We start from the raw sequence: 26,128 nt of genomic DNA, 5'->3' as shown, positions 1-26,128 counted from the left end.
GGATACTAGATTGAGGAAGGTATAAAATAAGCTATCTTACAGTATTCAATAAGATAGCTTTTGTTGATTTGGTTTAAAATGATTTTTCTGCCCATTCGATGGCTTCATAATATAAAAGATCAATGTCAACTAACTGAATATTCAACTGTACAGCTAGCTCTTCTAATCGTGGCCAATCAAGTTTACTTAACGCAATACTAAACTCCAAATATGGGGTCATTTCCGTTTCAAAGCCTAAAATGGTATTCGTAATAGCCTCTGAGAATGGTAGCTGCTGTAAAATAACATTCATCGGTCTTTGAAGTAATGTATCAATTAGAGAAAACATGCCGACTAAAAAATATTCTGAGAAATTCTTTTTATAAGCAAGCTTAGCTAGTTTTTCACAAACCTTAGCTCGGAATAAAGACGTACACATCACTTCTTTAAAAAGATCAGAATCAGCATCAATATCAATTTCACGCATGGCCAATAAATAAATCCATTTTCGTAAATTGGATACGCCCAATAACACAATCGCTTGCTTGATGGAGCGCACTTTAGATTTAGAACGTTTAGTTGAGTTATTAATCATTTGCAATAATTTGTATGTCAATGAAATATCACGTTCAATATTTTCCGCTAACAAATGAATATTTGGTTCTTCCTCTTTTAGTAAAGAGATAATGTGAATATATTGAATCGCATTTGCTGGAATGTCTGTTGCTCGTATTATTTGCGGTTGTTCAAAAAAATAACCTTGAAATAACACATAGCCTGAGGATTTAGCGACTTCAAATTGATGACGCGTCTCTACCTTTTCAGCGAGCAATTGAATATGTGGAAATTTCTCCTTAACTTTATTTTCGATTTCCATTCTTTTTACGATGGAAGAAGCTAAAAAATCCACCTTAATATAATCAATTTGTTCAAATAATTCATCATAAACTTCCACTTGATCATCCATCATAAAATCATCCAAGGCAATTTGAAACCCCTGTTTTTTTAGCTCAATTACACGCTCCACTAATTGAGAGGTAAGTGGAACATCCTCTAATATCTCAATCACTACCTGTGAGGGATTTAAAAATTCATGTATAGAGCTCATCAATAAGTTTTCAGTAAAATTAACAAAGCCAGGCTTACCTTTCGTTACCTCTTCAAAACCAATTGAAAGAAATGAGTTCACAAGTACATCAATCGTTGCTGCATCTGAATCGACCATTGGAAAGGCATTTACATTTTTGCTACGGTATAACAATTCATATGCAACGACTTGCTCATGAAGATTAAATATAGGCTGTCTGCCAATGAATACTTCCATTCCATTGCCCCCCATTTCTCCATTTTCTAGTAATTTATAGTATAACATTTTTTACGACCTGATGCTTATACTTCAAGCTAACTTAACATGCCAACTTTGCTTTTTCAGCAAATAATAAAGAAAGGACAGTCCCTGTGATGATGAATCACTTAAGGACTGTCCATATTATTTACCGACTTTGGATTTAATTGCACCGATCACTGCAGGCACAACTGATATAAAGATAATCAAAATCAATACAACAGAGAAGTTATCTTTAATAATTGGAATATTCCCAAAGAAGTAACCTAATAACGTACAACTGAATACCCATAAAATTGCACCAAAAATATTATAAAATAAGAAATAACTATATTTCATTTTACTTGCACCCGCCACAAACGGGATAAATGTACGAATAAATGGCATGAAACGTGCGATTACGATCGTTTTCCCACCATGTGTATTAAAGAATTTTTCAGCTGCTTCCATACGCTCTTTCTTAACAACTCTACCGAGGAGGCTCTTTGGCGGAATAGATGTCCCTACCTTATGTCCAATATGATAGTTCATCGTATCTCCCAAAATAGCTGCTGCTAAAAATACAGGGATTAAAATCCACATATCGAATGCGCCCATTGCCGCAGCTAATGTTCCACTTGCAAATAACAAGGAATCACCAGGTAAGAATGGGAAAATAACAACCCCTGTTTCTACAAAAACAATTGCAAATAAAATAAGATAGCTCCAATTGCCAAAATCACTAATAATTTCTTCTAAATGCACATCGATATGCACAATAAAACTTATTAACTCCTTAATGAGTTCTAACATGTTTTTGTATGCTCTCTTTCAATAGTATTTTTACCTAAAAGCTTTGACGTGGCTTCACCTCAAAGGGTTCCAGTTTTGTACGTCTTTTTACATTACTTCCTCACTATATGACAAGCTCTTGAAAAGTATGTAGAAGATTTCACAAGTTTGATTTTATCACTTACAGACATCTACTCTCAACTGATTTTACTATTATACGAATAATGTACAAAAAAAGAGCTACCATTTTTCAATAGTAGCTTTTCTCGTTTAAACTTTCTCTTTTAATGAGCGTCTTAATATTTTTCCTGTTGTGTTTTTTGGTAGTTCATCCAGTATTTCAATTACTTTCGGAACCTTATACTTCACCATATGTTTAGCACAATAGGATAGTAGATCATCTGTTGTAGTAGCAGCCACTTCTTTCAGCACAACATAGGCATGTACTGCTTCCCCTAAGTTAGGGTCTGGGTAGCCTACCACTGCTGCTTCTACAATATTATTATGGGCAAACAGCACTTCCTCTACTTCACGAGGATAAACATTAAAGCCCCCTACAATAATCATATCCTTTTTACGATCGACAATGTAAAAATACCCTTCTTCATCTACCTTTGCTAAATCTCCTGTATAGAGCCAGCCGTCACGAATCGCCATCGCCGTTTCTTCAGGCATTTTATAGTATCCCTTCATCACATTTGGACCACGTACAATTAGCTCTCCAACTTCGCCCACAGGAACTTCCTGACCATTTACATCAACAACTCTATTCTCAACATTGCTAATGGATGTTCCAATAGAGCCAGCTTTACGATCACGATCTAGTGGGTTAAAACATGTCACGGGTGAAGCTTCGGATAAGCCATAGCCCTCTGACACACGCACATTAAATTTCTGTTCGAAATTATGTAATAGCGCAACAGGCAAGGAGGCACCACCTGAAATAGCTAAACGAATTGTCGAGAAATCTTCAGGATTGCCCTCAGGTAATTGGTACAAGAAATTATACATAGTAGGAACACCAGCAAATACCGTTGCTTTTTGCTCTCGTGCTAAAGCGAAAATTTCGCTAGGGCTAAAGCGTGGTGCAAGTAAAACTGTTGCCCCACTTAATAAAGGCGCATTCACCACTACCGTTAAGGCAAATACATGGAATACAGGTAGTGTCGCAATAACACGGTCCTCTGCATTAATGCCTAAATAATGCGCAACATCACGTGCATTTGAGTACACATTGCCATGTGTCAGCATGGCCCCCTTTGGACTACCTGTAGTTCCTGAAGTATATAAAATAATAGCATTATCATCCTCTGCAACTTCAACAGGTTGTAAAGATTGAGTGGTTTTGGCGATTACATGTGTAAATAAATGTGTTTTTTCTTGTGCTTGTGGTGATAAAGCTGCCACTTTTTCCGCTATATCTGGTGTGGTTTCACAAACTATAAATGTTTTTACCTGTGGAAATGCTTGTACACCTTTTTCAACCAAGTTTAGCAACATATCCAGAGCAATGACTGCTTTTACATCTCCATTATGCAAAATGTAAGAAATTTCATCCGGTGTATAGATTGGATTAACAGGTATTGCTGTTGCCCCTAAGCGCATTGTTGCATAGAGAGCGATTAAGTAGTGTGGCGTGTTGCCGAGTAAAAACGCCACATGATCCCCTTTTTCAACGCCTAAATCTTGTAATCCCTTTGCAAAGCGGCCAACTGTATGCTCAAATTCCCCGTAAGTCGTATCTTTCCCCATAAAATGATACGCCACTTTTTCAGGTTGTTCTGCTGCCTGTTGACGAACACGTGAAACTAAATTCAATTACACCATCCCCTTATCGTATAAAATGAATCGCTATTCAGTAATATTATATAAGAAATATATCTAAAAAACAATGAGTCTTTTTATCTCATGTCATAAATTACGTTAAATAATTCATTTTTTTCTCTTTTAAACCATTACTTCATGAGCGAATATGGGAGATATAGCGCCATCGAATTAAATAAAAATAAACCACTTGTATTAATACAAAAAAGCCAAAAGCAAAGAATACTTCTTTTACAATCGATATATTCGCAATGTCCCTTAAAATACCTTGAACCATTAGAAAAGCAAAGGCACTATGCATCATCGCAACACCCCAAGGTAAAAAGAATTGGGGAAACAAATGGCGATTAACTAGCTTTTTTAACTCTGTATCTGTTAAACCCATACGTTTTAATACATCAAATTTACGCTTTTCACGTTCGAGGGATGTATGCAATTTAAAATAGATAAAGCTACCAGCCGCAAGTAAAAATACAGTGGCTACTAAAACACCCACTAATGTAAATAATGAGTAGGTAGCTAGTATATAAGAATAATTTAATCCTGCATTTTCAAAGTAAAAAGGGCTAAACTTATCCTTTTTAATAAAATATAAATTGGATTCTAGATGATCGATATCCTTACCAATATCCTTCGTTTCCATCCATTGAGGAATAACAAATGTAAATAGATGATAGCTTGGTTGAATAATGTCTTGATCGGAAATCGGATGAATAAGCTTCGCGAAGTCTTCATCACTAATGACAATCGAATTGACACTGACAATCGAGCCTGGAAACACTATTTTTGGATAGACACTATCAATAGTGAGCGGTATATTGTTTTCTTCTAAAACAGTATGCACAACTCGATCTTTTAATTTTTTTAGGGAATCCTCCGAATAAGGAATGAATACTGCCTCACCTGCTTCCAGATTCAATAATGGATAACTGTAGGAAGAAAGCAGGACATTCATATCGGACTCTCGAAAAACCTCCACTTCATTTCGAGTGAAAGAGGAGGTTTGCTTCACAACAATAAAACGGGATAGCTGATACGATAAACCTTTCTCCTCTAATTGCAGCCTTAAAGAATTGATATGCTCCCGTTCATATGGATTATCGACATCCCCTTTATAAACCAGCCCGAGTGGATTTAATCGATCATATTGCGTTGTATAGGAGGACATTGTTGCTAAAACACCAACAGATAAAAATGCAAGTGTCGATACCATCGTCACAACGAAAAACATTTTCACGTTATCCATCATTATATGCGTTTGTTCTGCTAGCGATAGTAGACGGTAGCGTTGCCAATGATATTTGCGTTTCCCACGTGCTAAATCTAAAAAACAAGGTACAGAATCACTGAAAAAATAATAGGTGCCAAATGTTGCGGAAAATGGTATTAACAGCGTTAGCCCAATTAGTGATGTATGTCCGACAACAAACGCGAGAATATACGTCGTTACAATTAAAGCAATACCATAGAAAGCTCGTATTTTGGAATACGTTGTTAAGCTATTTAAATAATCACTGCCTTTTATAAGATCTCGTAATTTTCTCTCTCGTGTAAAATACACACTAATAAAGGAAATGACGAAAAATGCACTTGTGAAAACACCAATCGTTAATAAAAATGGCTCCCATGAAATATAGAGTGGTAAATCTTCTAAATGTAAAATTTCCCGAACAATCATAAAAAAGAATTTTGAAAAGGAGAAACCAAAGACAATCCCTACAATAATGGAGCCTGTTCCAATAATCATTGTCTCTAAAAAGACAAGTTTATTCATCTGACGTTTTTCCATTCCCAAGTGCAATAAAATAGCAAATTCATGTGATCTGGCCTCTAAAAAGGCACTCATGGAATAATATAAAAAGAATAATGTAAACAGGACGAGAACAATTTCAGCCCCCACCATCCCAATGAGAGACATCTCCCCTAATATCCCACGTTCAATATCAGGGTGAAACATCAGCATGGAATAGATAAAAAATACAGCCACAGAAAAAAAGCTTGCCATGAAAAAGGCGCCATATATCCGGCTGTTCCGCACGACATTACGGTAAGCGAATTGTCGAAAGGTCACCTACTTGCCCTCCTCCTAGTAAGCTCAAAACATTTAAAATACGTTGGAAAAACATCTGACGGCGGTCATCTCGATAAATTTCATTAAAAAATTCACCATCTTTAATGAATAACACTCGATCACAATAACTTGCTGCAATTGGATCATGCGTGACCATCACGATTGTCGTTTGTTTATCCTGATTCACTTTTGTCAATAGTTCAAGCACATCACGTGAAGAATTTGAATCTAAATTACCTGTAGGTTCGTCCGCTAAAATGAGACTAGGATTATGAATAAGCGCACGACCAATTGCTGTTCTTTGTGCCTGTCCCCCAGATATTTCATTTGGACGTTTATGAAGGAAGGAAGTTAAATCTAGCTTTTCTACAATACTTGCCAGACGCTCCTCCATTACCTCTAGCGGCTGTTGATCTAACGTTAAGGGCAACACGATATTTTCCTCGACCGTCAGCATATGCAAAAGATTGAAATCCTGAAACACAAAGCCAAGCTGTCTTCTTCTAAAATAGGCAAGCTCTGTTGCATTCAACTTATGTGGATTCATTCCATCTAAAATGATTTCTCCACTAGTTGGTTCATCAATGGTCGAAATAATATTCAACAATGTCGTTTTACCGCTTCCTGAGGGCCCCATAACAGCTAAAAACTCGCCTTCTTCCACGTCAAAGCTCAATTGATTTAATGCACGATGCGTTACTTTACCTTCGTACACTTTTGTCACATCTTTAATTTGTAAAATAGGCATACTTCATTCACCTTATTTCTTCATTAATTCTAAGGATTGAGGTAAAAGCCACTGTAAAACGACCTCAAAACCAATGTGAAAATGAGGCTCTGTTAAAGCCAGTATTGACTCTTCCTCTACTAAACTAAAGCAATGCTCTCCAATAATTACATCCCAAGCATCCATTTCTCCCTCTACGATTTCCCCACATACAGTATAATACCCACTATACATAATCTGTTGACCGTCTACAGGAAAAGCATTCAATAATGTTGGTTGCTGTAAGTTTAACCCAAGGCTCTTTGAAAAATGCAGTAGTTCTTCATCTAACTTTTCATTTGCCAGGATAAAATTTTGATAGGCTAATGGATCTCCCGCTTGCAGATGTGTCATATAAAGCGCATTTGTTTTCTCCTTATCAATTGTTAGTTTCCAATCTAATATACGTACCTCTACCATCCTAGTGCCCCCTAATTTGTAAATGTTACTGTCACAATCGTCCCTTTTCCTACCTCTGATGTAATAGCCAGCTCATGCCCTAGCTTTTCACAGATTTCTTTGGCTAAATAAAGGCCCATTCCAGTTGATTCACCTGTTTTCCGCCCATTTTCGCCAGTAAAAAAGGCTTTCGTAACACGAGAAAGATCGGAAGCTGGAATCCCAATACCCTCATCACAAATCGCAAGTTGTACATAGTCATCCTTTTCAATGGCAGAAATAACAATTTTTTTATTGGCTTCAAACGTGTATTTCACTGCATTGGTGATAAATTGTCCAAGAATGAAACGAAGCCATTTTGAATCACTGGCAACAATTAGATCGTCGTCAATATGAATTTCCGGGAAAACTCTTTTCGTAATAAATAAACGTTTATTTTCATTAACAGTTGCAGTTACAATACCTTTTAGCGCAACTCGCTCTACTTGCATATCATCCTCAAAATTTTCTAGGCGTGCATTAACAAGTACCATGTCCAACCCTCTACGCAAGCGATCGATTTCCTCCTGAACATTCTTTTTATCAAGAGGTCGGTCATCTTGTAATAATAATTCAATCACTGAAATAGGTGTTTTCATTTGATGGACCCACTGGTTCATAAATTGATCATGCCTTTTTTGACTTGCATATAAAGCATGCAGCTCATGTTGATAAAGTCGATACAATTCATGCATATACTTCTCGGTTTGTATAGCTTCTGGCGTTTTTGCATTTTTTTGTAGCACATCCTCCATTGCTGATGGAAGCTGAGTTATCTTCAATAAGTAGCGTTGCCGCATTAAATAGCGGACAAGTAAAAAGGATGCTAATAGCACAAGGCTAATACAAAAGGAATAAATAGCCGTATCAATATTTCGAAAACCGTCGAGTGCATAGATAACCATGATGAAGCCAACTAATAAGAGCTGGAACACAATAAATGATGCATAATCACGTAAAAAAAGCTTCCAGCCCACTATAGCTCACCTGCACTTAATATGAATCGATAGCCTGCACCACGTACCGTTTCGATTGTTGACGATATATGATAATCCGCTAACTTTTTTCGAACTCGGGTCATATTCACATTCAAAGTGTTTTCATCGACAAATGCTTGATCGTCCCAAAGCTCCTCTAACAATTGCTCACGCGAAACTACTTTCGGTGCATTGCCCATCAGTAGCTCTAAGATGATACATTCTTTTTTCTGAAGCGGAATTTCTAAATCATTTTTATGTAGCTCCATTCTTTCTAAATGAAGTACAAGCTGTCCTTGCTTGATTGTCCGTTCTTCTTGCCTTGCTGCATATTCACCATATGTACGGCGTAGATGACTACGGATTTTAGCCAACACAATTTCGTAGTTAAAAGGCTTTGTAATAAAATCGTCGCCCCCATTTTCAAGTGCAAAGATTTGGTCCATTTCTCCTGAGCGTGCAGAAATGAAAATTATTGGACATGTTGTATGCTGACGTAGCTGGCGACACCAATAATAGCCATCGTAAGCGGGTAAATTTATATCAAGCAGCACCATATGTGGATTAAATGCTGTAAATTCTTCTATAAGATGATCAAATTCTTGAATTGTTGCAACTTCGTATTGATATTTTCTAAGCGTTTCCGCTAGTAATGATGCAATCTTGACATCATCTTCAACTATGAATATTCGATGCTTTTCCATATCAACACTCCTTTCTTTCTATATTGTATCAAAAAAAGGTTCGACGACATAATTGTCAGCGAACCTTTAGGCTAAAACATTACATGAAACCGTATTTTCCTTAATAAATTAATTGTAAAAAGTCCTCAGTTGAAATTCCACCAAAATATGTAGGGATATCAATGTCTGCTAATGCCTTAGCAATAGCCGCTCTGTCATAGTTTGTCCCAACTAAGCGCTGTTCTATATCAGCCATATCACCGACACCAAAGAAATCTCCAAAAATATGCACTTCTTCCATCACACCATGATTTACTTCTAGGCGAATATCAATGCCTCCTGTTGGGAATCGGTGTGTTTTTTGAATATTAAAGCGTGGTGATTTCCCAAAATTCCACTCCCATGTTTGATAGCGTTCCTCTGATAGCTTGTGGATATTTGCCCAATCATCTTCGGTTAGCTCATAATAACGAATATTTTCTTCCCCACCAAAAATGGATTTCAAAATTTCAAGACGGAATTCCTCAACTGTCATTTGCTCTTTTAAAAACTCTGAAATGTTTGCTACTCGTGAGCGAATTGATTTAATACCTTTTGATTCGATTTTATCCTTTTTGACCTTTAAGGCTGAGACAACCGCATCGATTTCTGTATCAAACATCAATGTACCATGGCTGAACATACGTCCTTTTGTAGAGAACTGAGCATTTCCTGAAACTTTACGTCCCTCTGCTAGTATATCATTACGTCCTGAGAGCTCTGCATTCACACCCATTTTTGCTAGAGCGTCAACGACTGGTTGCGTGAATTTTTTATAGTTCATAAAGCTATCGCCATCATCATTTGTAATAAAGCTGAAGTTAAGATTGCCTAAATCATGATAAACAGCACCACCACCTGAAAGACGGCGTACAACTATAATGCCATTGTCCTCTACATAGTCTGTATTGATTTCTTCAATCGTATTTTGATTTTTACCGATGATGATAGACGGTTGATTAATGTAGAAAAGGAGCACTGGCTCTTTCTCAACGTCCATTGTTTTTAACAAATACTCCTCAATAGCAAGATTAATGCGTGGATCATGGATCCCTTTATTATCAACGAAAATCATAGTTCACGTTTCCTCCTTCACAAAATATCCATATTTATTTTACCGTAAATTAGGCATTTTGTGTTGACGAAAAGCATCTGTTATAATACACTAGAAAATATCAAAACAGTAATAGTACAGATGAACTTAAAGGAGGAGTCCACAATGTTAGAAAACGTAGTTGAATTTTTCAAGAATTTACCTGCTAAGCAATGTACTGAGTGCGGTGAAAAAATGGAAGAACAAAGCGAATGCTACAGCAACACTTGTGAAAAATGTAACCACCTATAAGTATTTGCCTATTCTGATATAGTCATATACGTGCCCCACACGTAGCAATCATGACACCCTTCATCATATTTTGATGAACCCTTAATTAAATCTCTTACACTTACAAAAAACAACAGCTGATACGCTCATATCAGCTGTTGTTTTTATGTTGTTGAAAAAGACAATCACTAGCAGTGAAAGACCTTTTGGCAAGGGAAGGGGATTTCCGTTCTGCCAGCGTCCCGAGGGAGCAGCTCACCTACTTAAAAACAAATGGCCGCAATGGAAATCCATACTTTTTTTCATAAAATTTCTATAGATAGCTTCGTTTTTATTTATGTCATTTGAGGCTGAAGAATTATTACATAACCCCTATGAACAACAAAGCACTCACCGTACATTAGGTGAGTGCTTCATGATTAGTTTTCTTCAGCTACTTTAGAGTAACGTTTATTGTGCAGTAGCATAAAGTAACCAAATGTGATCGCTAAGAATGCTACTAAGAAGCCAGCTAGAACTCCATAGTTTTGCATTAAGAATGACGTATCACCAGTAGAAATACTTGATTTAAATGCTTGAACTGTATATGTCATCGGTAATAGCTTGTTAAATACTTGTAATGGTGAAGGTATTAATTCTAATGGGAATGTACCTGCACTTGTTGTTAATTGTAAAATTAGTACAACAATTGCCATGAAACGACCAGGGTCACCAAAGATCGAAACAAGCATTTGGATTAAGGCTAAAAATACATAGCTTGTTAATAAGGCTGTTAAAATAAAGTAGCCCATGTTATTCACTTCGAGGCCTAGACCCCATTTGACAATAACTACTGTTAGTAATGTTTGCACTAAACCTACGACTGCTAGTACAGTCACTTTACTTGTAAACCAAGATGCCCCGTTTTTAGGACGAATAGCAGGTTCAACAAGTGGGAACACAATTGAAATTAATAATGCACCTACGAATAAACCTAGAGAAATAAAGTACGGTGCAAAACCTGTACCATAGTTAGGAACATGGTTTACAGACTCTTTTTCAACTTCAACTGGACTACCTACCATATCATACGTGTCTTGATTTGCTTTAACTTCATTTGCTTTTTCACTAGCCTCACCTAATTTACCAGATAAAGTAGCTGTACCATCTGCAAGCTCCGTAGAACCATCTGCAAGTGTTGCAGATCCTTGTGCTAGCTCACCAGATTTTGAAGCAAGTGTTGAAGTACCTTGATTTAATGTTGTTGTACCATTCGCTAATTCATTTAAACCAGATGCTAATGTTTTTGAACCTGTTACAGCTGTATTCACACCTGCATGTAGTTCACCTAATTTTGCAGCTAATGTAGCATTACCTGCTTGTAGACCTTTTGCACCTTCCAATAAAGCATTACTTTTAGCTGTTAATGCATTCGCACCAGCTAGCACTTCTGCTTGACCTGCTGCAATTTGAGTTGCCCCAGAGCTTACTTGATTGGCACCAGCTTGTAATTTTTCTGTACCAGCTGATAAGGATGTTAAACCGTTATGCACACTAGCACTACCTGCCTGTAGTTCCGCTAATGTTTGTTTCAACGCTGCTGCTTGCTCTTCAGGCATTGAAGCCATCATCGTTTGTAATTGATTTGATAGAGCTGTAATGCCTGCCTCTACTTTTGCAGATCCCGCTGTTAATTGAGTTGCTGCACCATTCAATGCACCAGCATTCTCAGCAATAGATGCTGCACCTGCACTAATTTGCTGTTGTTTATCGTTTAAAGTGTTTAAACCAGCACCAACTTTTGCAACACCTTGTGTATATTGTGATAACCCCTGTTCAAGGCTCGTTGCTCCATTTGCAGCTTGCTGTGCACCCTGTTGTAATTGAACAGTACCATCTTGTAGTTTGACTAAACCACTAGATAAGTCATTCGCGCCTTTTGCGGCATCTCCTGCACCTTTTGTTAATTTATCAGTACCATTTGATAGTTCAACTGTGCTCGATGCTAGTTGCTCCAGATATCCTTTTAAATCTTTTGCACCATTCGCTACTTTTTGTGCACCCTCATCTAGCTTATTTGAGCCATCTGCAGCTTCTGTAAAGCCATCTCCAAGTGTTGCAATGGAATCAAATAATTTTTCAGCATAAGTCGCTGATACTTGAGAATTTACTTCAGCGCGTACACGATCCATTGCAGTCTCACCAATTTGAGCACCAAGGAAGTTCAATCCCTCGTTTGGAATGTAGTTCATTACTAATTTTGATGGTTTGTCATCTAATAGTGTTGTTGCATGTTCAGAGAAATTTGTTGGAATTTCTAAAATCATATAATAGTCACGACTATTTAAGCCTTTTTCAGCTTCATCTTTTGAAACTTCTATAAAGTTAAATTGCTCGCTATCTATCAATTTATCGACCAAGGTATCTCCTAAGTCTAATTTAACGCCATCCATCTCAGCACCAGTATCCTCATTAACAACAGCTACTGGAAGATTAGGAAGCCCCGCATAAGGATCCCAAAACGCCCATAAAAACATACCCGCATACATTACTGGAATAAATAATACAGCAATGATTGACACAAGCATTTTTCTTGTTTTAAAGATCTTCAGCCACTCAGCTTTAATCATATAATATCCTCACTCCTAAACTATTTGACCGAAAACGTCATTTGGTCATTTTCATTCAAAAAAAATAATCAACCTCGACAATATTGCAAAAAGAGCACTTGATTCAATACTTATACAGCTGTATTTTATCGAATCAAGTTAAAATCAAACCTCGAAAGATAGTTTCCTTAAAAAGATTAAGAATCTTTTCTTCAGGGATTACATCACCATGTAACTCATGCCAATCGACAACAAAAGCAAGATATGCCTTCAGCAATAAGTAACTAACTAGCTCCGCATCACACTCTCTAATTTCACCTTTATTAATACGTCGTTGTATTAGCTCTGCGACATACGATAAGATTTCAGTCTCGATACGTAGTAGCACCTGTTTAACTGCTGGTGTTCGTAATTCTTTTTCTTCCTCGATTAGCTTTGCAAATAAAAGATGTTTTTCTCGGAACTGTAGCATTTTCATTAAAGCATTATGCGCATTATCCATAAAGCTTGCTGATGCATCCAACACTGCATCTGCTTCCGCTTTCATCTCTCGAACAAGTGACATTGCGATCTCTTGAAATAAAATTTCTTTATTTGCAAAGAATGTATAAATCGTACCTTTACCGACATTGGCGATTTTAGCCACTTGCTCCATTGTTGTTGCCTTGTAGCCAAACAATGTAAAAGATTTTGCAGCTGCTTCAAGAATTTCCTGCCTACGATCCATTAGTAACATCCTTTCTAGTTAGGTTATGTACATCTCTCGTACACTTTAATAAAAATGACCAGAAAACCATTTCGGTCATCTGGTCATTATCATATTCCTATTTCAAAAAAATTGCAAGCTTTTAATGATGATTTTTTTCATCTTTTTTCTCTTCCTCATGATCCATATCATCTGAAGTGTCATTATTATGATCCATCATGTTATTATCCATGCTGTTATTGGCTTTTTCATCCTCTGGGACAACCTTTGTCATATCAGGGCTTCCAGCAATAATTTGTTGCTTTGGCATATTATGAACACCGTTAGCTGTTGTATGTGCATACATATAATACACACCATCATGATCAAAAGTAGTCGTTGCTTTATATACACCGTCTTGCTCTAATTTCCCATCAATCATTTGTCCTTCATCGCGTTTTCCTGATTCCCAAACTTCAAATTCTACTACAGCATCATCGACATTTTTTCCACCTTGTTCAACATGTGCTGCCAGCTCAATCGTTTCATTGAGTGCTACTTCTTTTGGTGTTAAAATTTCAACTTCTGGGATCTGTGGTACTTCTGGTTCTGGCAATGCCTCTTTTTTTTCTCCACATCCTACTAATAATGTAGGGACTGCAATTAGCGCAAATAACCACTTTTTCATCTTTTAATCCTCCATTAATGGCAACCGTATCTTCACGGATGTGCCTTTTTCAACAACACTTTCAATTTCTAACGTTCCCTGTAACTGTTTTAATAACTGTTCAACAATCGATAAACCTAGTCCACTACCACCGTCCGCACGACTTCGAGCTTTGTTAACACGATAAAATCGTTCAGTGACATGGGTTAAATCCTCGACAGGAATACCAATTCCATAATCCCTAATGGTAATTTGTGCACTACCAGCCTTTTCAGCAGCAACAATTTCCACCTTAGAATTTTCATGCGAGTAATTAATCGCATTTTCAATAATGTTAATAAATATTTGTTTTAGTTTTACTTCATCCGCTTCAATAATTAGGGCATCATCTACATCTAAATATAAAGTTATGTTCTTTTTATTTGCTTGATGCGTTAAGATTTTTTGAACCTCTCGTAATGTTTCACCTAACGGAATTGGATATAAATCAATGTCAGTTTGTTCATTTTCTGTTCTTGCCAGCTGAAGTAATTCGTTTGTTAAGCGTTCCATGCGATTGGCCTCACGGACGATTAGCTGAATGGTTTCTTCTTTTTGGCCTTCTGTGATGATGCCATTTTGCATGGCTTCGCTATAGCCCTTTACATAGCTAATCGGTGTTCGTAATTCATGCGAGACTGTTGCCAAGAATGTTTTTTGTGCTTCATCCTCTTGCTGAATGGCCTCTGCCATTTTATTAAAGGTACTAGATAATTTACCGATTTCATCTCGTGAATTGACAGGTACACGAGTCTCATAATTCCCATAGGACATCTGCTCCACTGCAAGCTGTAAATCGTTTAATGGTCGCATAATATGTCGAATCCCTTTATAAATTAAATAGCTAACAACTACTAAAAATATGAAGGCACTAATAAACAATAAAATAACGCCACTATTTGCCAATTCACTAATTTTGGCCAGTGGGAAATAAATATAAATAATACCTTCTAATCGATTTTGATCAACAAGTGGTACAACCACCGAAATAAGTTGTCGATCAAAGCGAGGCTCGTACCCAATTTTTTGCACATACTTTCCTGCCAGTAATTTTTGTCTTTCCTCAGGACCAATCAATGTCTCATAATCGATATCAAATGGAACACAGGCACTTAATTCACGAGGATTCCTTACCGCAAATATATTCAAATTGGAATAATCATTAAATTCTTCAATATCTGCAATAAATTCATCCGTTACCTTGCCATTGTCATACATTGTTTGTAGCTTCAATCCAACCTCGACCATTGTATCTTCTGTATCTTGTACATATAAACGTTGATATAAAAAATTTGTGAGAACATACATAAAGACGACGGTAATAATTAAAAAGGCGAAAATTAACAACCAAATGCGCGTGGCAATTTTTTTCATTCGCCAGGATCAAAGCGGTAGCCCACACCCCAAACGGTTTGAATATGCGAAGCCGCATCCTTTCCAAGCTTTATTCGTAAAGTTTTAATATGTGTATCTACCGTGCGTGTTCCACCTACATAATCAATATCCCAAATGCGTTCTAATAATTGCTCTCTCGAATAGGCATTTCCTGGATTTTTCATAAATAAGTGTAAGAGTTCAAATTCCTTTAAAGTAAGTGGAATACTCTTTCCATCAACGGATACTTTTCGTGCTATTTCATCTATTTTAATAGAGCCAAAAATTACGTACTTTTGCTGTAGTTCCGTAATATTTGCACCACTTCGTCTTAATACAGCATAAATTCTGGCTACGAGCTCATCATGTGTAAATGGCTTAACAATATAATCATCTCCGCCAAGTGTAAGACCTTTCACTTTATCCTCATTCGCATCACGTGCAGTTAAAAAAATAATCGGCACATTGGACATAGCCCGAATACTTTGACAAACAACAAAACCATCCTCATGTGGCATCATTACATCAAGTAATACTAAATCTATATTTTCACGCACTATTACATCGTAAGCCTCAGTTCCACTAGCGGCAGTAAATGTCTCTATATCAGAGTTATTGAGCATCATTTCAATTAAATTACGCATATCCTGCTCATCATCAACTATTAATACAGTTGTCATCATTGTTCCTCCCTTACTAACAGCTGAAAAGCACCTTTCCCCACATCAACTGTCTTTTCCTTCTGGCCATCTTTTATAAAATACAATGTGTGATCATCATAGCCAGCGACAACAATATAATCTTTAAATTGATCCACTACAAATGGATTTGCCCCAACCTCTTGCTGCCATTTGATATGGCCATCAAAGTCAGCCACATATAACTCGTTGTGACCATGACTTACAACAAGAACAGCATCTTTGGTCTTTTTTAATCCTACTGGCATCAAAGGCATATCAATCTCTCCATGCAGTTGACCTGTAGTCAAATCATATTTTTTAACAGAACTATTTGGCTTACTTCCTTCCCCATGACCGCCTACCCATAGCTCATGTGTTTCTTCTAGAACAGCTATTCCATGTGCAGATTTTTGAATCGGCCACTCTTGCTCAATTTTTAAATCCTTCATATTTAACACAGATAACTTTGTATCTTTAAAATTAATAACATATAGTTTATCCCTATACGATGTCATTGACATTGGATAATTGCCAAGTTGTTGTGAAGCTAGCTGATTGCCTTCTTGATCAAAGCTTGTCACTGTATTGGTTTTACTATTCGTGATAAAAAATTGCTTGATGTTGTCATCGTAGTATACATTGGTCGTACCAATCTCTACTTTTTTTGAATAGAGCTTTTCTCCGGTGGATATTGTATAGACGTCGATGTTATTTAGTTGGTGTCCATATAATAAAACTTGGTCATCTCCTAATAATATGGCCCCTGAATAAGCCTTATCAAATAACCATGTCGCAAGCATATTCCCATCCTCATCAATAAAATCTAATGATGGCTCTTGTATGTTCAATGAAGCTATAAAACTTCGTTCCCTTTCAATGGGTTCATATGACTTTTCAGCGCAACCCGCTAACCATATAATTTGTAGTAACGAAAAAATGAAGAATGCCCATTTTTTCAACTTTATCACCTCTGCCCCTTTACTATACTTCACAATTGTGAAATTCGGGTGAAACTTGGAAGGTAAATTTATGACAAACCATGAAAATACATTTCACATATCAGGCGCGCAATTCTTCTAACAGTTCAATCATCCAACCAATATTTCCGTCCTTACATATATTACAAAGATAATGGTAAGGAGGAATAGAGTATGATATCCATTAGCTTATGTATGATTGTAAAAAATGAAGAAGATGTTATTGGTCGATGTCTTGACTCTGTCAAAGATATAGTAGATGAAATTAATATTGTTGATACGGGATCAACAGATAGTACAAAGCAAGTGGTTGCACAATATACCGACCGAATTTTTGATTTTAAATGGATACATCACTTTGCAGCAGCACGAAACTTTTCCTTTCAACAAGCAACAAAAGAATACATCCTCTGGCTTGATGCTGACGATGTTTTTTTAGAGGAAGACCGCCAAAAATTAAAGGCACTCAAAGCATCTCTTACTTCCGACATTGATGCTGTTTCTATGAATTATCATTTAAGTTTCGATCATGAGGGAAATGCAGATGTCTTAATAAGAAGATATCGCCTTGTCAGGAGGGAAAAGCAATTTCAATGGATTGGTGCAGTTCATGAATATTTAGAAGTTTGTGGTATGTTGTTTGATAGTGATGTTGCTGTCAGCCATTTACCGTTAACCCATGATCACTCCCGCAATATTACGATTTATAGACAACTGATTGAAACAGGAGAAACACTATCACCACGTGATACATTTTATTTTGCTAATGAATTAGTAGATCATGGCCTGTTTGAGGAAGCTATTTATTATTATGAATTATTTTTAACGTCCAAATTAGGGTGGATTGAAGATAACATACGTGCCTGCTTAAAATTAGCTGATTGCTATTCCCATTTAAACGATAAAGAAAACAATTTCAGCGCTATACTACGAAGCTTTGAATACGATATCCCCCGACCAGAAGCCTGCTGTCGCCTAGGTTATCACTTTATGGAACAATCTAGAAATTACGAAGCTATATTTTGGTATGAGCAAGCTCTAGTGATTAAACAGAAGCCAAATGCGCCCTTTCAAAACAAAAGCTTTTCTACATGGCTACCCCACTTACAGCTCTGTGTTCTTTACGATCGCTTACAACAATATGAACTAGCCAATGCCCATAATGAATTAGCGGGCTCGTTTATTCCGAATGACCCAAAAATTCTACACAATAAAGAATATTTCAAGCGTATTTTAACAATCAATCAAAATGACTCTTAAAAAATATCAATCACCATCTAAAAAGTTTCGTCTCCTATTCACAGGATAAACATCCAATTATCTTAAATACAATTGCAACGAATCTATAAATAACTCTCTATTTACAAGTAATTAATAGTTATGTGTCTACCTCCCTTATCATTCATCAGAATACGATATTTGAGAGAGGAGGTGAGATTATGCATTTTGGAAATTTTATAGATAGAGTTTGCAGTAAGTGTCATTCATTTCCTTGTTGTTGTAAAACTGGTCCTATTCCAAGTTGTCCAATTTGGCCAGTGAAACCTACAGGACCGACTGGGGGGATAACTGGACCTACAGGTAGTACAGGTGTGACTGGCGTTACTGGGGCTACTGGCGTTACCGGGGCTACTGGTGTTACTGGTGCTACTGGCGCTACCGGCGTTACTGGTTCTACAGGTGAGACTGGGCCCACTGGCGATACTGGGGTAACCGGGGTAACTGGGGCTACTGGGGCTACGGGCGTTACTGGAGTAACCGGGGTAACTGGGGCTACTGGGGCTACGGGTGTTACTGGTTCTACGGGTGTAACCGGGGCTACCGGCGTTACTGGGGTAACTGGAGCTACTGGTGCAATCGGACCTACTGGTGCTACTGGGGTAACCGGCGCTACTGGCTTGACTGGTGCAATCGGACCTACTGGCGCTACTGGCGTTACTGGCGCTACCGGCGTTGCTGGGGCTACGGGTGAGACCGGCGCTACTGGGGTAACTGGCGCTACTGGGGCTGCTGGCGTTACTGGCGCAATCGGACCTACTGGCGCTACCGGCGTTGCTGGGGCTACGGGTGAGACCGGCGCTACTGGGGTAACTGGGGCTACCGGCGTTACTGGGGTAACTGGCGCTACTGGAGTAACCGGGGCTACCGGCGTTACTGGGGCTACTGGCGTTACTGGGGTAACCGGCGCTACTGGCTTGACTGGTGCAATCGGACCCACTGGCGCTACTGGAGTAACCGGGGCTACCGGCGTTACTGGTTCTTCGGGCACTACTGGCGTTACTGGTGCAATCGGACCTACTGGCGTTACTGGCGCTACCGGCGTTGCTGGGGCTACGGGTGAGACCGGCGCTACTGGGGTAACTGGGGCTACTGGGGCTACTGGCGCAATCGGACCTACTGGCGCTACCGGTGTTACTGGTTCTACGGGTGAGACTGGGGCTACCGGCGTTACTGGGGCTACGGGCACTACTGGCGTTACTGGCGTTACTGGTGCAATCGGACCTACTGGCGCTACTGGTTCTACCGGCGCTACCGGCGTTACTGGTGTAACTGGGGCTACCGGCCTTACTGGGGTAACCGGGGCTACCGGCCTTACTGGGGTAACTGGCGCTACTGGGGTAACCGGGGCTACCGGCGTTACTGGGGTAACTGGCGCTACTGGAGTAACCGGGGCTACCGGCGTTACTGGGGCTATTGGCGTTACTGGTGTAACTGGGGCTACCGGCGCTACTGGTGTAACCGGGGCTACTGGCTTGACTGGCGCAATCGGACCTACTGGCACTACTGGGATAACTGGGGCTACCGGCGTTACTGGCGTTACTGGCGCTACCGGCGTTGCTGGGGCTACGGGTGAGACCGGCGCTACTGGGGTAACTGGGGCTACTGGGGCTACTGGCGCAATCGGACCTACTGGCGCTACCGGTGTTACTGGTTCTACGGGTGAGACTGGGGCTACCGGCGTTACTGGGGCTACGGGCACTACTGGCGTTACTGGCGTTACTGGTGCAATCGGACCTACTGGCGCTACTGGTTCTACCGGCGCTACCGGCGTTACTGGTGTAACTGGGGCTACCGGCCTTACTGGGGTAACCGGGGCTACCGGCCTTACTGGGGTAACTGGCGCTACTGGGGTAACCGGGGCTACCGGCGTTACTGGGGTAACTGGCGCTACTGGAGTAACCGGGGCTACCGGCGTTACTGGGGCTATTGGCGTTACTGGTGTAACTGGGGCTACCGGCGCTACTGGGGTAACCGGGGCTACTGGCTTGACTGGCGCAATCGGACCTACTGGCACTACTGGGATAACTGGGGCTACCGGCGTTACTGGCGTTACTGGCGCTACCGGCGTTGCTGGGGCTACGGGTGAGACCGGCGCTACTGGGGTAACTGGGGCTACCGGTGTTGCTGGGGCTACGGGCGTTACTGGCGTTACTGGTGCAATCGGACCTACTGGCGCTACTGGTTCTACCGGCGCTACCGGCGTTACTGGTGTAACTGGGGCTACCGGCGCTACTGGTGTAACCGGGGCTACCGGCGCTACTGGTGTAACCGGGGCTACTGGCTTGACTGGCGCAATCGGACCTACTGGCACTACTGGGATAACTGGCGCAATCGGACCTACTGGCGCTACTGGGGTAACTGGGGCTACCGGTGTTGCTGGTTCTACGGGCGCGACTGGCGCAATCGGACCTACTGGCGCTACTGGCGTTACTGGAGCTACCGGCGCTACTGGGATAACCGGGGCTACTGGCTTGACTGGTGCAATCGGACCTACTGGCGCTACTGGGGTAACTGGGGCTACCGGTGTTGCTGGTTCTACGGGCGCGACTGGCGCAATCGGACCTACTGGCGTTACTGGTGTAACCGGGGCTACCGGCGTTACTGGTGTAACTGGCGCTACCGGCGTTACTGGTGTAACTGGCGCTACGGGTGCTACTGGGCCTGCGTTTACTGAAGGATTCTCTGCCTTTAAAAACACGTTGGCTGTTAGTGGATCTACTTCAATCACTAACTGGAGTGTTGCTTCACCATACTTTACAACACCTGCTTTCAATCCAACAACTGGGATATTCACTGTACCAACTACAGGTAGGTATTCCTTTGAAGCAACCATTAACTACTCCACTGCTGCGGCTATTACCGTTACTTTAGGAGCAGGAATAAACCCTTCATTTGCAATTAGACAAAATGCTACTACAAATTTAATTAGTGGCTTGTTCCCTGTACTAAATGTCAATGTGGCGCTTGTATTAACTTTACGCGCAGTTCTTGGAAATGGCACAATCACTTTAGCAGGAGAAGTGAATTTAAATGCTGGAGATACGATTGATTTGTTCTATGAAGCAAATGGATTGACTATCTCTCTTACACTAGGCGGCGCTAACTCTGGTGGTATTGTTTGGTCATGTCATCGAATTTCTTAGAGTTAGGACATTAATCAGCAATACAGCTCTTAGTAGAAATAGCAAACCACAAATAGTGGTTTGCTATTTCTTTTTCATGTAACAATATAAAAAATAGTACAAACATTGATAATAAATGTTTGTACTATCTGATTTGCATTACTTGAACATTTCCATTAATACTTCATTCGCAACCTGTTTACCTTGCTGTACACATTCTGGAATTGATATTCCTTCAAACGAGCTTCCTGCAAGCTTTACAGTTGGAAAATGTTCTTGTAATTCTTGTTTGATACGAAGGACTTTCGCCTCGTGGCCAACTGTATATTGTGGCATCGCATTTTTCCAACGTGTTACAACCGTTGTGACAGGTGCGCCATCGATACCAATCGTTTTCTGTAAATCCTGTAGCACGGTTTTTTCGATCTCCGTATCCGATAAAGCCACAATCGCTTCGTCGCCCACTCGACCAATATAACTGCGTAATAATACAAAATCCTTTGGTGAAGTACCTGGCCATTTTCGATTCATCCAAGTGCAGGAAGTAATTGAAAAATCACTATTTCGAGAGACATAAAAAGAAAGTGCATCTAAATCCCCGAGTTGTTCCTTTTTAAAGGCCATTGTAACGGTTGCAATAGTAGCAGCCTTCATTGTGCCCAATTCATGTAATAGACTTAACTTACTAAACATTTTTTCAGCCATATTAAAGGGGGTGGCAATAATAACAGCATCTGCTTTGATATGTGAAAAATTATTGAGCATTACCTGAACTGAACCATCCTTGCCATGCTCTATTTCCTCTACTTTGACACCCTTCATCACTGTCCCCGGAAGTAGTGATTCTTCTATACTTTCAATGAGTGTTTCAAGGCCATTGCTAAAGGTTTGAAAGATACCTTTATTTTCAGCTATGTGATGATTGCTTAAGAAATTCGTGCCTGACTTCTTCATACCAATCAGCAAACTACGATATTGTTGTTCTAAACTATAAAGCTGTGGGAAGGTTGAGCTCATACTTAACTGCTCAATATCCCCTGCAAATGTACCTGCTAGTAGGGGCTCTACTAGATTTTCCACTATCTCAGCACCAAATCTTCTTCTAAAAAAAGCGCCTAACGGTTGATCGTCATCCTGTGTAGAACGGGGAATGAAAAAGTCCCCCGCCGCACGAACTTTACCACTTAGTGAGAACAAGCCTGAAGTTATGAATGAAGAGATATGTGGTGTCTCTCCAGATAAGAGATGACTAGGTATTGGATATAACTGACTACCAACAGCTATATAGTTTGGACCCGCATTACTTGTTAATAGTTTCTGTTCGATCCCAAGATCCTTTGCTAAATCATTGACATAGTTTTCACGATCAAAAAAAGATTCTGGCCCACGCTCAATAATAAAGCCATCTTTTCTTAGAGTTTGAATTTTTCCGCCAAGACGTAATGACGACTCGACAAGTACGATATCTAATGGCAATTCTTTTGCGCTTGCTTCTTTTTGCATATAGAACGCAGCTGTAAGGCCTGTAATGCCACCGCCTACGACAACTACCTTTCGTCTTTTCTGAGTCACCAACATCATCACTTTCTTTTCGCTTAGCTTAATTTTTTATGAATCGCCTCTACCATCGCATCAATAAATAAAGGATGTGTATTTGGCATCGCTGGACGATAGTATTTTGCACCAAGTTCATCACAAACAACTTTACATTCAAAATCGTTGTCATACAACACTTCTAAATGCTCTGTTACGAAACCTACTGGTGTATAAACAAATGAACGGAAACCTTTTTCTTCGAATAGCTCACGTGTTAAGTCTTGAACATCTGGACCAATCCAAGGCTCTGGTGTTTGGCCTGCTGATTGCCAGCCAACCTCTACATTTTTTAAACCGGTCGCAGCTTGAATAAGACGAGCTGTTTCAATTAGTTGATCTTCATATGGATCACCTAAGTTTTTAATTTTTTCAGGCAATGAATGTGCTGATACAATTAGACAAGCTGTCTCACGTTCTTCTTCTGACATTGCATTGAATGTCTCATTCACTTGTTGTTTCCAGTATTCTATGAATTTTGGCTCGTCATACCAAGATTCCACAGAAGTTATCTTTAAGCGACCTCCTGCGGCCTCTTCAGCACGACCATTATAAGACTTAATTGAGAAAGTAGAGAAATGAGGAGCTAAAACAATAGAAACCGCTTCTTTTATGCCCTCCTCCACCATTTGCTCTACTGCATCTTCTATAAATGGATGAATATGTTTTAAACCAATAAACAATTTATATTCTATAGCATCCTGTACTTCGTTCAAACGTGTACATAATGCTTCAGCTTGTGCTTGTGTTGCCGCAGCTAATGGGGATAAACCACCGATTGCTTCATAGCGGCTACGCAAATCTTCTAAATGCTCTGCAGAAGGTTTACGTCCATGACGAATATGCGTATAGTAAGGTTCAATATCTTCTTCTTTATAAGGTGTTCCATATGCCATTACTAGTAAGCCTTTAACTTCTTTCATTACCCTTTTCACCTCTAAAATTGTTTTATGTTTTTCATACATTATGTGATAAAAAGAAGCTGCCCAATCTTGATTGTTGGACAGCTCCTTTTCTACATTGAAATTAAAATTCCCTATGTAGAAAAGGACATATTATTCACGCTTGATTGACTTCCATTAAGAACGAGCTTGAATTTGTTGAGCACTATATTCATGAATAAGTGTTGTAAGACGTTTTAAGACATCTGGGTCAACCTCTGGGAAAACACCATGACCAAGATTAAAGATATGACCTGGCATTTCTAGACCTTGATCAATAATATCCTTCGTTCGTTTTTCAATAACTGACCAATCTGCAAGTAATAGGGATGGATCTAAGTTTCCTTGTACAGGCTTGGTAATACCATTGGCACGTGCATCTTTAATCGGTAAACGCCAATCTAAGCCCACAACATCTATCGGTAAATCATTCCATTCCTTTGCTAAATGGCTAGCACCCACTCCAAATTGAATTAATGGTACATTTTCTTTTTGCAACTCTGCAAAAATACGAGTCATAATCGGTTTAATAAATACACGGTAATCCTCTACATTTAAGGCTCCAACCCATGAGTCGAACACTTGGATAGCTTTTGCACCAGCTTTAATTTGAGCCGTTACATCTGCAATAATCATGTCAGCGAGTTTATCCATTAAAGCAAACCAAGCTTGAGGTTCAGATACCATAAATGATTTTGTTTTATTATAGTTTCTTGAAGGACCACCTTCAATCATGTAGCTTGCAAGTGTGAATGGGGCTCCAGCAAAACCGATTAGAGGTACATTTAATTGCTCTTCTGCAAGTAACTTGATTGTTTCTAATACAAATGGTGTATGCTCTTTAGCATTGAATTCACCTAATTTTTCTACATCCGCTACTGAACGAATAGGATTTGAAATAACAGGACCAACACCTGCCTTGATTTTCACATCTATCCCAATTCCAGGGAGAGGTGTGACAATATCTTTATATAAAATAGCAGCATCTACATTGTAATTTTCTACAGGTAGACGAGTGACATACGCACATAGCTCAGGTTGATGTGTAATTTCCTCTAAGGAATACTTTTCTTTAATGGCACGGTATTCTGGCTGAGAACGTCCTGCCTGACGCATATACCAAACTGGTGTATGTGCGGTCCTTTCTCCACGTGCAGCACGTAGAAGTGTATCATTAAAAGTTGTCATGAATAGTTCCTTCCCCTCGTTAAATTCTTACTATAAAAAATCGCATGTTTATTCCTTTATTATTGATATCCGTTTCCAATAGTAAACGCTTCCTCTGTTATTGTATAGTTTTCCTAGTGAAATGTCATAAAATTGTTCTTTCTCGGCATATTCTTTTTGAGCGGAGCGTTAGACTTACGCCAGAAAGGGTATAATCACGCTATATTAGTAAGATTCATAAGGAGGATAAATTCATGTATATTTATTTAACTTCTGGTACTGGCGATTTTTTGGAACAGGTAAAAAATAAGTATCCTAATGAACATATGATTTTAATTCATGGGGAAGGTAACTCTGTACTGATACATGAAACAGAAGGAAAAACAGTATTTGCGACACCTCGTAAATTTGAAGTGCTAGATTCAGTAAATGATTTAGAGGAACACGGTTTCTTTGTTTTCAACAATATTCCTGTAACAGATGAAGGAAGACCAGTTTTCGAGCATCGCTTTTTAGAACGTTCACGCGCTATTGAAAACGAGCCTGGCTTTGTTGCCTTCCGTTTATTAAGGCCTATCAAGAGTGATACTTACATTGTCATGACTCAATGGCATGGACCTCATTCATTTGACGCATGGAAGAGCTCTAAAGCCTATGAAACTGCCCATGCTAGAAGAGATGATTCAACTGGGATACGCCAGCAAAACATCTTCTCAGCAGCTTCTTATGTAACAACCTATAGTGCTATACCAAAAGAAGAAGATTCACAATAAGTTTAAATAATTAAAAGCTCATTT

The 26,128-nt window shown here is 39.3% G+C and carries 22 protein-coding genes; 4 read left to right on the top strand and 18 right to left on the bottom strand.

Annotated features, from left to right (window positions below):
• Positions 1–73: 73 nt before the first annotated feature.
• From ACMGGO_RS03215 to ACMGGO_RS03175, 9 genes are all read right to left on the bottom strand, one after another.
• Positions 74–1,303, bottom strand: coding sequence for an EAL and HDOD domain-containing protein (locus ACMGGO_RS03215; RefSeq protein WP_420281573.1), 1,230 nt, complete (start codon positions 1,301–1,303; stop codon positions 74–76).
• Between the two features lie 165 nt (positions 1,304–1,468).
• Positions 1,469–2,116 carry a VTT domain-containing protein gene (locus ACMGGO_RS03210; RefSeq protein WP_420281572.1) on the bottom strand — a complete coding sequence of 216 codons (648 nt, stop codon included), beginning with the start codon at positions 2,114–2,116 and terminating at the stop codon, positions 1,469–1,471.
• 249 nt (positions 2,117–2,365) lie between these two features.
• Entirely contained in the window at positions 2,366–3,913 is a 1,548-nt protein-coding gene (locus ACMGGO_RS03205; protein WP_420281571.1) for a fatty acid--CoA ligase family protein, read from the bottom strand.
• 142 nt (positions 3,914–4,055) lie between these two features.
• Positions 4,056–5,990 (bottom strand): FtsX-like permease family protein, encoded by a 1,935-nt coding sequence (locus ACMGGO_RS03200; RefSeq protein ID WP_066037085.1) that lies wholly within the window; start codon positions 5,988–5,990, stop codon positions 4,056–4,058.
• Positions 5,962–6,738, bottom strand: coding sequence for an ABC transporter ATP-binding protein (locus tag ACMGGO_RS03195; protein WP_004230460.1), 777 nt, complete (start codon positions 6,736–6,738; stop codon positions 5,962–5,964). The genes ACMGGO_RS03200 and ACMGGO_RS03195 overlap by 29 nt, the downstream gene beginning before the upstream one ends.
• Positions 6,739–6,750: 12 nt before the next feature.
• Positions 6,751–7,176, bottom strand: a complete 426-nt coding sequence (locus tag ACMGGO_RS03190) for a hypothetical protein (RefSeq protein ID WP_066037084.1) — start codon at positions 7,174–7,176, stop codon at positions 6,751–6,753.
• An 11-nt stretch (positions 7,177–7,187) separates the two neighbouring features.
• A complete protein-coding gene (locus ACMGGO_RS03185; RefSeq protein ID WP_048390819.1) occupies positions 7,188–8,171 on the bottom strand; it encodes a sensor histidine kinase in 984 nt (327 codons plus the stop codon).
• The gene (locus tag ACMGGO_RS03180; protein ID WP_004230457.1) at positions 8,171–8,875 is read right to left on the bottom strand and encodes a response regulator transcription factor; all 705 of its coding nucleotides are present in this window, start codon (positions 8,873–8,875) and stop codon (positions 8,171–8,173) included. Before ACMGGO_RS03180 ends, ACMGGO_RS03185 begins: the two co-directional genes overlap by 1 nt.
• A 100-nt stretch (positions 8,876–8,975) precedes the next feature.
• Positions 8,976–9,968, bottom strand: coding sequence for a lipoate--protein ligase (locus ACMGGO_RS03175; protein WP_048390817.1), 993 nt, complete (start codon positions 9,966–9,968; stop codon positions 8,976–8,978).
• A 144-nt stretch (positions 9,969–10,112) separates the two neighbouring features.
• On the opposite strand from ACMGGO_RS03175, the gene yhfH reads away from it, so the two are divergent.
• Positions 10,113–10,238, top strand: coding sequence for a protein YhfH (yhfH, locus tag ACMGGO_RS03170; RefSeq protein WP_004230455.1), 126 nt, complete (start codon positions 10,113–10,115; stop codon positions 10,236–10,238).
• A 398-nt stretch (positions 10,239–10,636) separates the two neighbouring features.
• Here the strand turns inward: yhfH and ACMGGO_RS03165 are convergent, their stop codons facing one another.
• The 6 genes from ACMGGO_RS03165 to ACMGGO_RS03140 form a co-directional block, all read right to left on the bottom strand.
• Positions 10,637–12,826, bottom strand: a complete 2,190-nt coding sequence (locus ACMGGO_RS03165) for a YhgE/Pip domain-containing protein (protein WP_048390815.1) — start codon at positions 12,824–12,826, stop codon at positions 10,637–10,639.
• Positions 12,827–12,959: 133 nt separating this feature from the next.
• The gene (locus ACMGGO_RS03160) at positions 12,960–13,532 is read right to left on the bottom strand and encodes a TetR/AcrR family transcriptional regulator (protein ID WP_009373269.1); all 573 of its coding nucleotides are present in this window, start codon (positions 13,530–13,532) and stop codon (positions 12,960–12,962) included.
• 121 nt (positions 13,533–13,653) lie between these two features.
• Positions 13,654–14,178: a FixH family protein gene (locus ACMGGO_RS03155; protein WP_004230451.1), complete on the bottom strand. Its 525-nt coding sequence runs from the start codon at positions 14,176–14,178 to the stop codon at positions 13,654–13,656.
• Between the two features lie 3 nt (positions 14,179–14,181).
• Positions 14,182–15,570, bottom strand: a complete 1,389-nt coding sequence (locus ACMGGO_RS03150; protein ID WP_054549576.1) for a sensor histidine kinase — start codon at positions 15,568–15,570, stop codon at positions 14,182–14,184.
• Positions 15,567–16,250 (bottom strand): response regulator transcription factor, encoded by a 684-nt coding sequence (locus ACMGGO_RS03145; protein WP_004230448.1) that lies wholly within the window; start codon positions 16,248–16,250, stop codon positions 15,567–15,569. The genes ACMGGO_RS03150 and ACMGGO_RS03145 overlap by 4 nt, the downstream gene beginning before the upstream one ends.
• Positions 16,250–17,218, bottom strand: a complete 969-nt coding sequence (locus ACMGGO_RS03140) for a YncE family protein (RefSeq protein ID WP_233436259.1) — start codon at positions 17,216–17,218, stop codon at positions 16,250–16,252. Before ACMGGO_RS03140 ends, ACMGGO_RS03145 begins: the two co-directional genes overlap by 1 nt.
• Positions 17,219–17,401: 183 nt before the next feature.
• Between ACMGGO_RS03140 and ACMGGO_RS03135 the strand changes: the two genes are divergently transcribed.
• Positions 17,402–18,487, top strand: a complete 1,086-nt coding sequence (locus tag ACMGGO_RS03135) for a glycosyltransferase (protein ID WP_374805685.1) — start codon at positions 17,402–17,404, stop codon at positions 18,485–18,487.
• Positions 18,488–18,666: 179 nt separating this feature from the next.
• The gene (locus ACMGGO_RS03130) at positions 18,667–21,651 is read left to right on the top strand and encodes a beta strand repeat-containing protein (protein ID WP_420281568.1); all 2,985 of its coding nucleotides are present in this window, start codon (positions 18,667–18,669) and stop codon (positions 21,649–21,651) included.
• A 138-nt stretch (positions 21,652–21,789) separates the two neighbouring features.
• On the opposite strand, the gene hemY is transcribed toward ACMGGO_RS03130, so the two are convergent.
• From hemY to hemE, 3 genes are all read right to left on the bottom strand, one after another.
• On the bottom strand, positions 21,790–23,211 hold the full coding sequence (gene hemY / locus ACMGGO_RS03125) for a protoporphyrinogen oxidase (protein WP_048391734.1): 1,422 nt from the start codon (positions 23,209–23,211) through the stop codon (positions 21,790–21,792).
• 14 nt (positions 23,212–23,225) lie between these two features.
• The gene (hemH, locus tag ACMGGO_RS03120) at positions 23,226–24,146 is read right to left on the bottom strand and encodes a ferrochelatase (RefSeq protein WP_112116630.1); all 921 of its coding nucleotides are present in this window, start codon (positions 24,144–24,146) and stop codon (positions 23,226–23,228) included.
• A gap of 156 nt (positions 24,147–24,302) precedes the next feature.
• A complete protein-coding gene (gene hemE, locus ACMGGO_RS03115) occupies positions 24,303–25,352 on the bottom strand; it encodes a uroporphyrinogen decarboxylase (protein ID WP_048391738.1) in 1,050 nt (349 codons plus the stop codon).
• A gap of 233 nt (positions 25,353–25,585) precedes the next feature.
• Between hemE and ACMGGO_RS03110 the strand changes: the two genes are divergently transcribed.
• Positions 25,586–26,104, top strand: coding sequence for an antibiotic biosynthesis monooxygenase family protein (locus tag ACMGGO_RS03110; RefSeq protein WP_048391740.1), 519 nt, complete (start codon positions 25,586–25,588; stop codon positions 26,102–26,104).
• Positions 26,105–26,128 lie beyond the last annotated feature (24 nt).

It is taken from the genome of Lysinibacillus sp. BNK-21, assembly GCF_048684915.1.
Lineage (GTDB): Bacteria > Bacillota > Bacilli > Bacillales_A > Planococcaceae > Lysinibacillus > Lysinibacillus capsici.
This window is presented reverse-complemented; position numbering and strand designations above follow the sequence as displayed.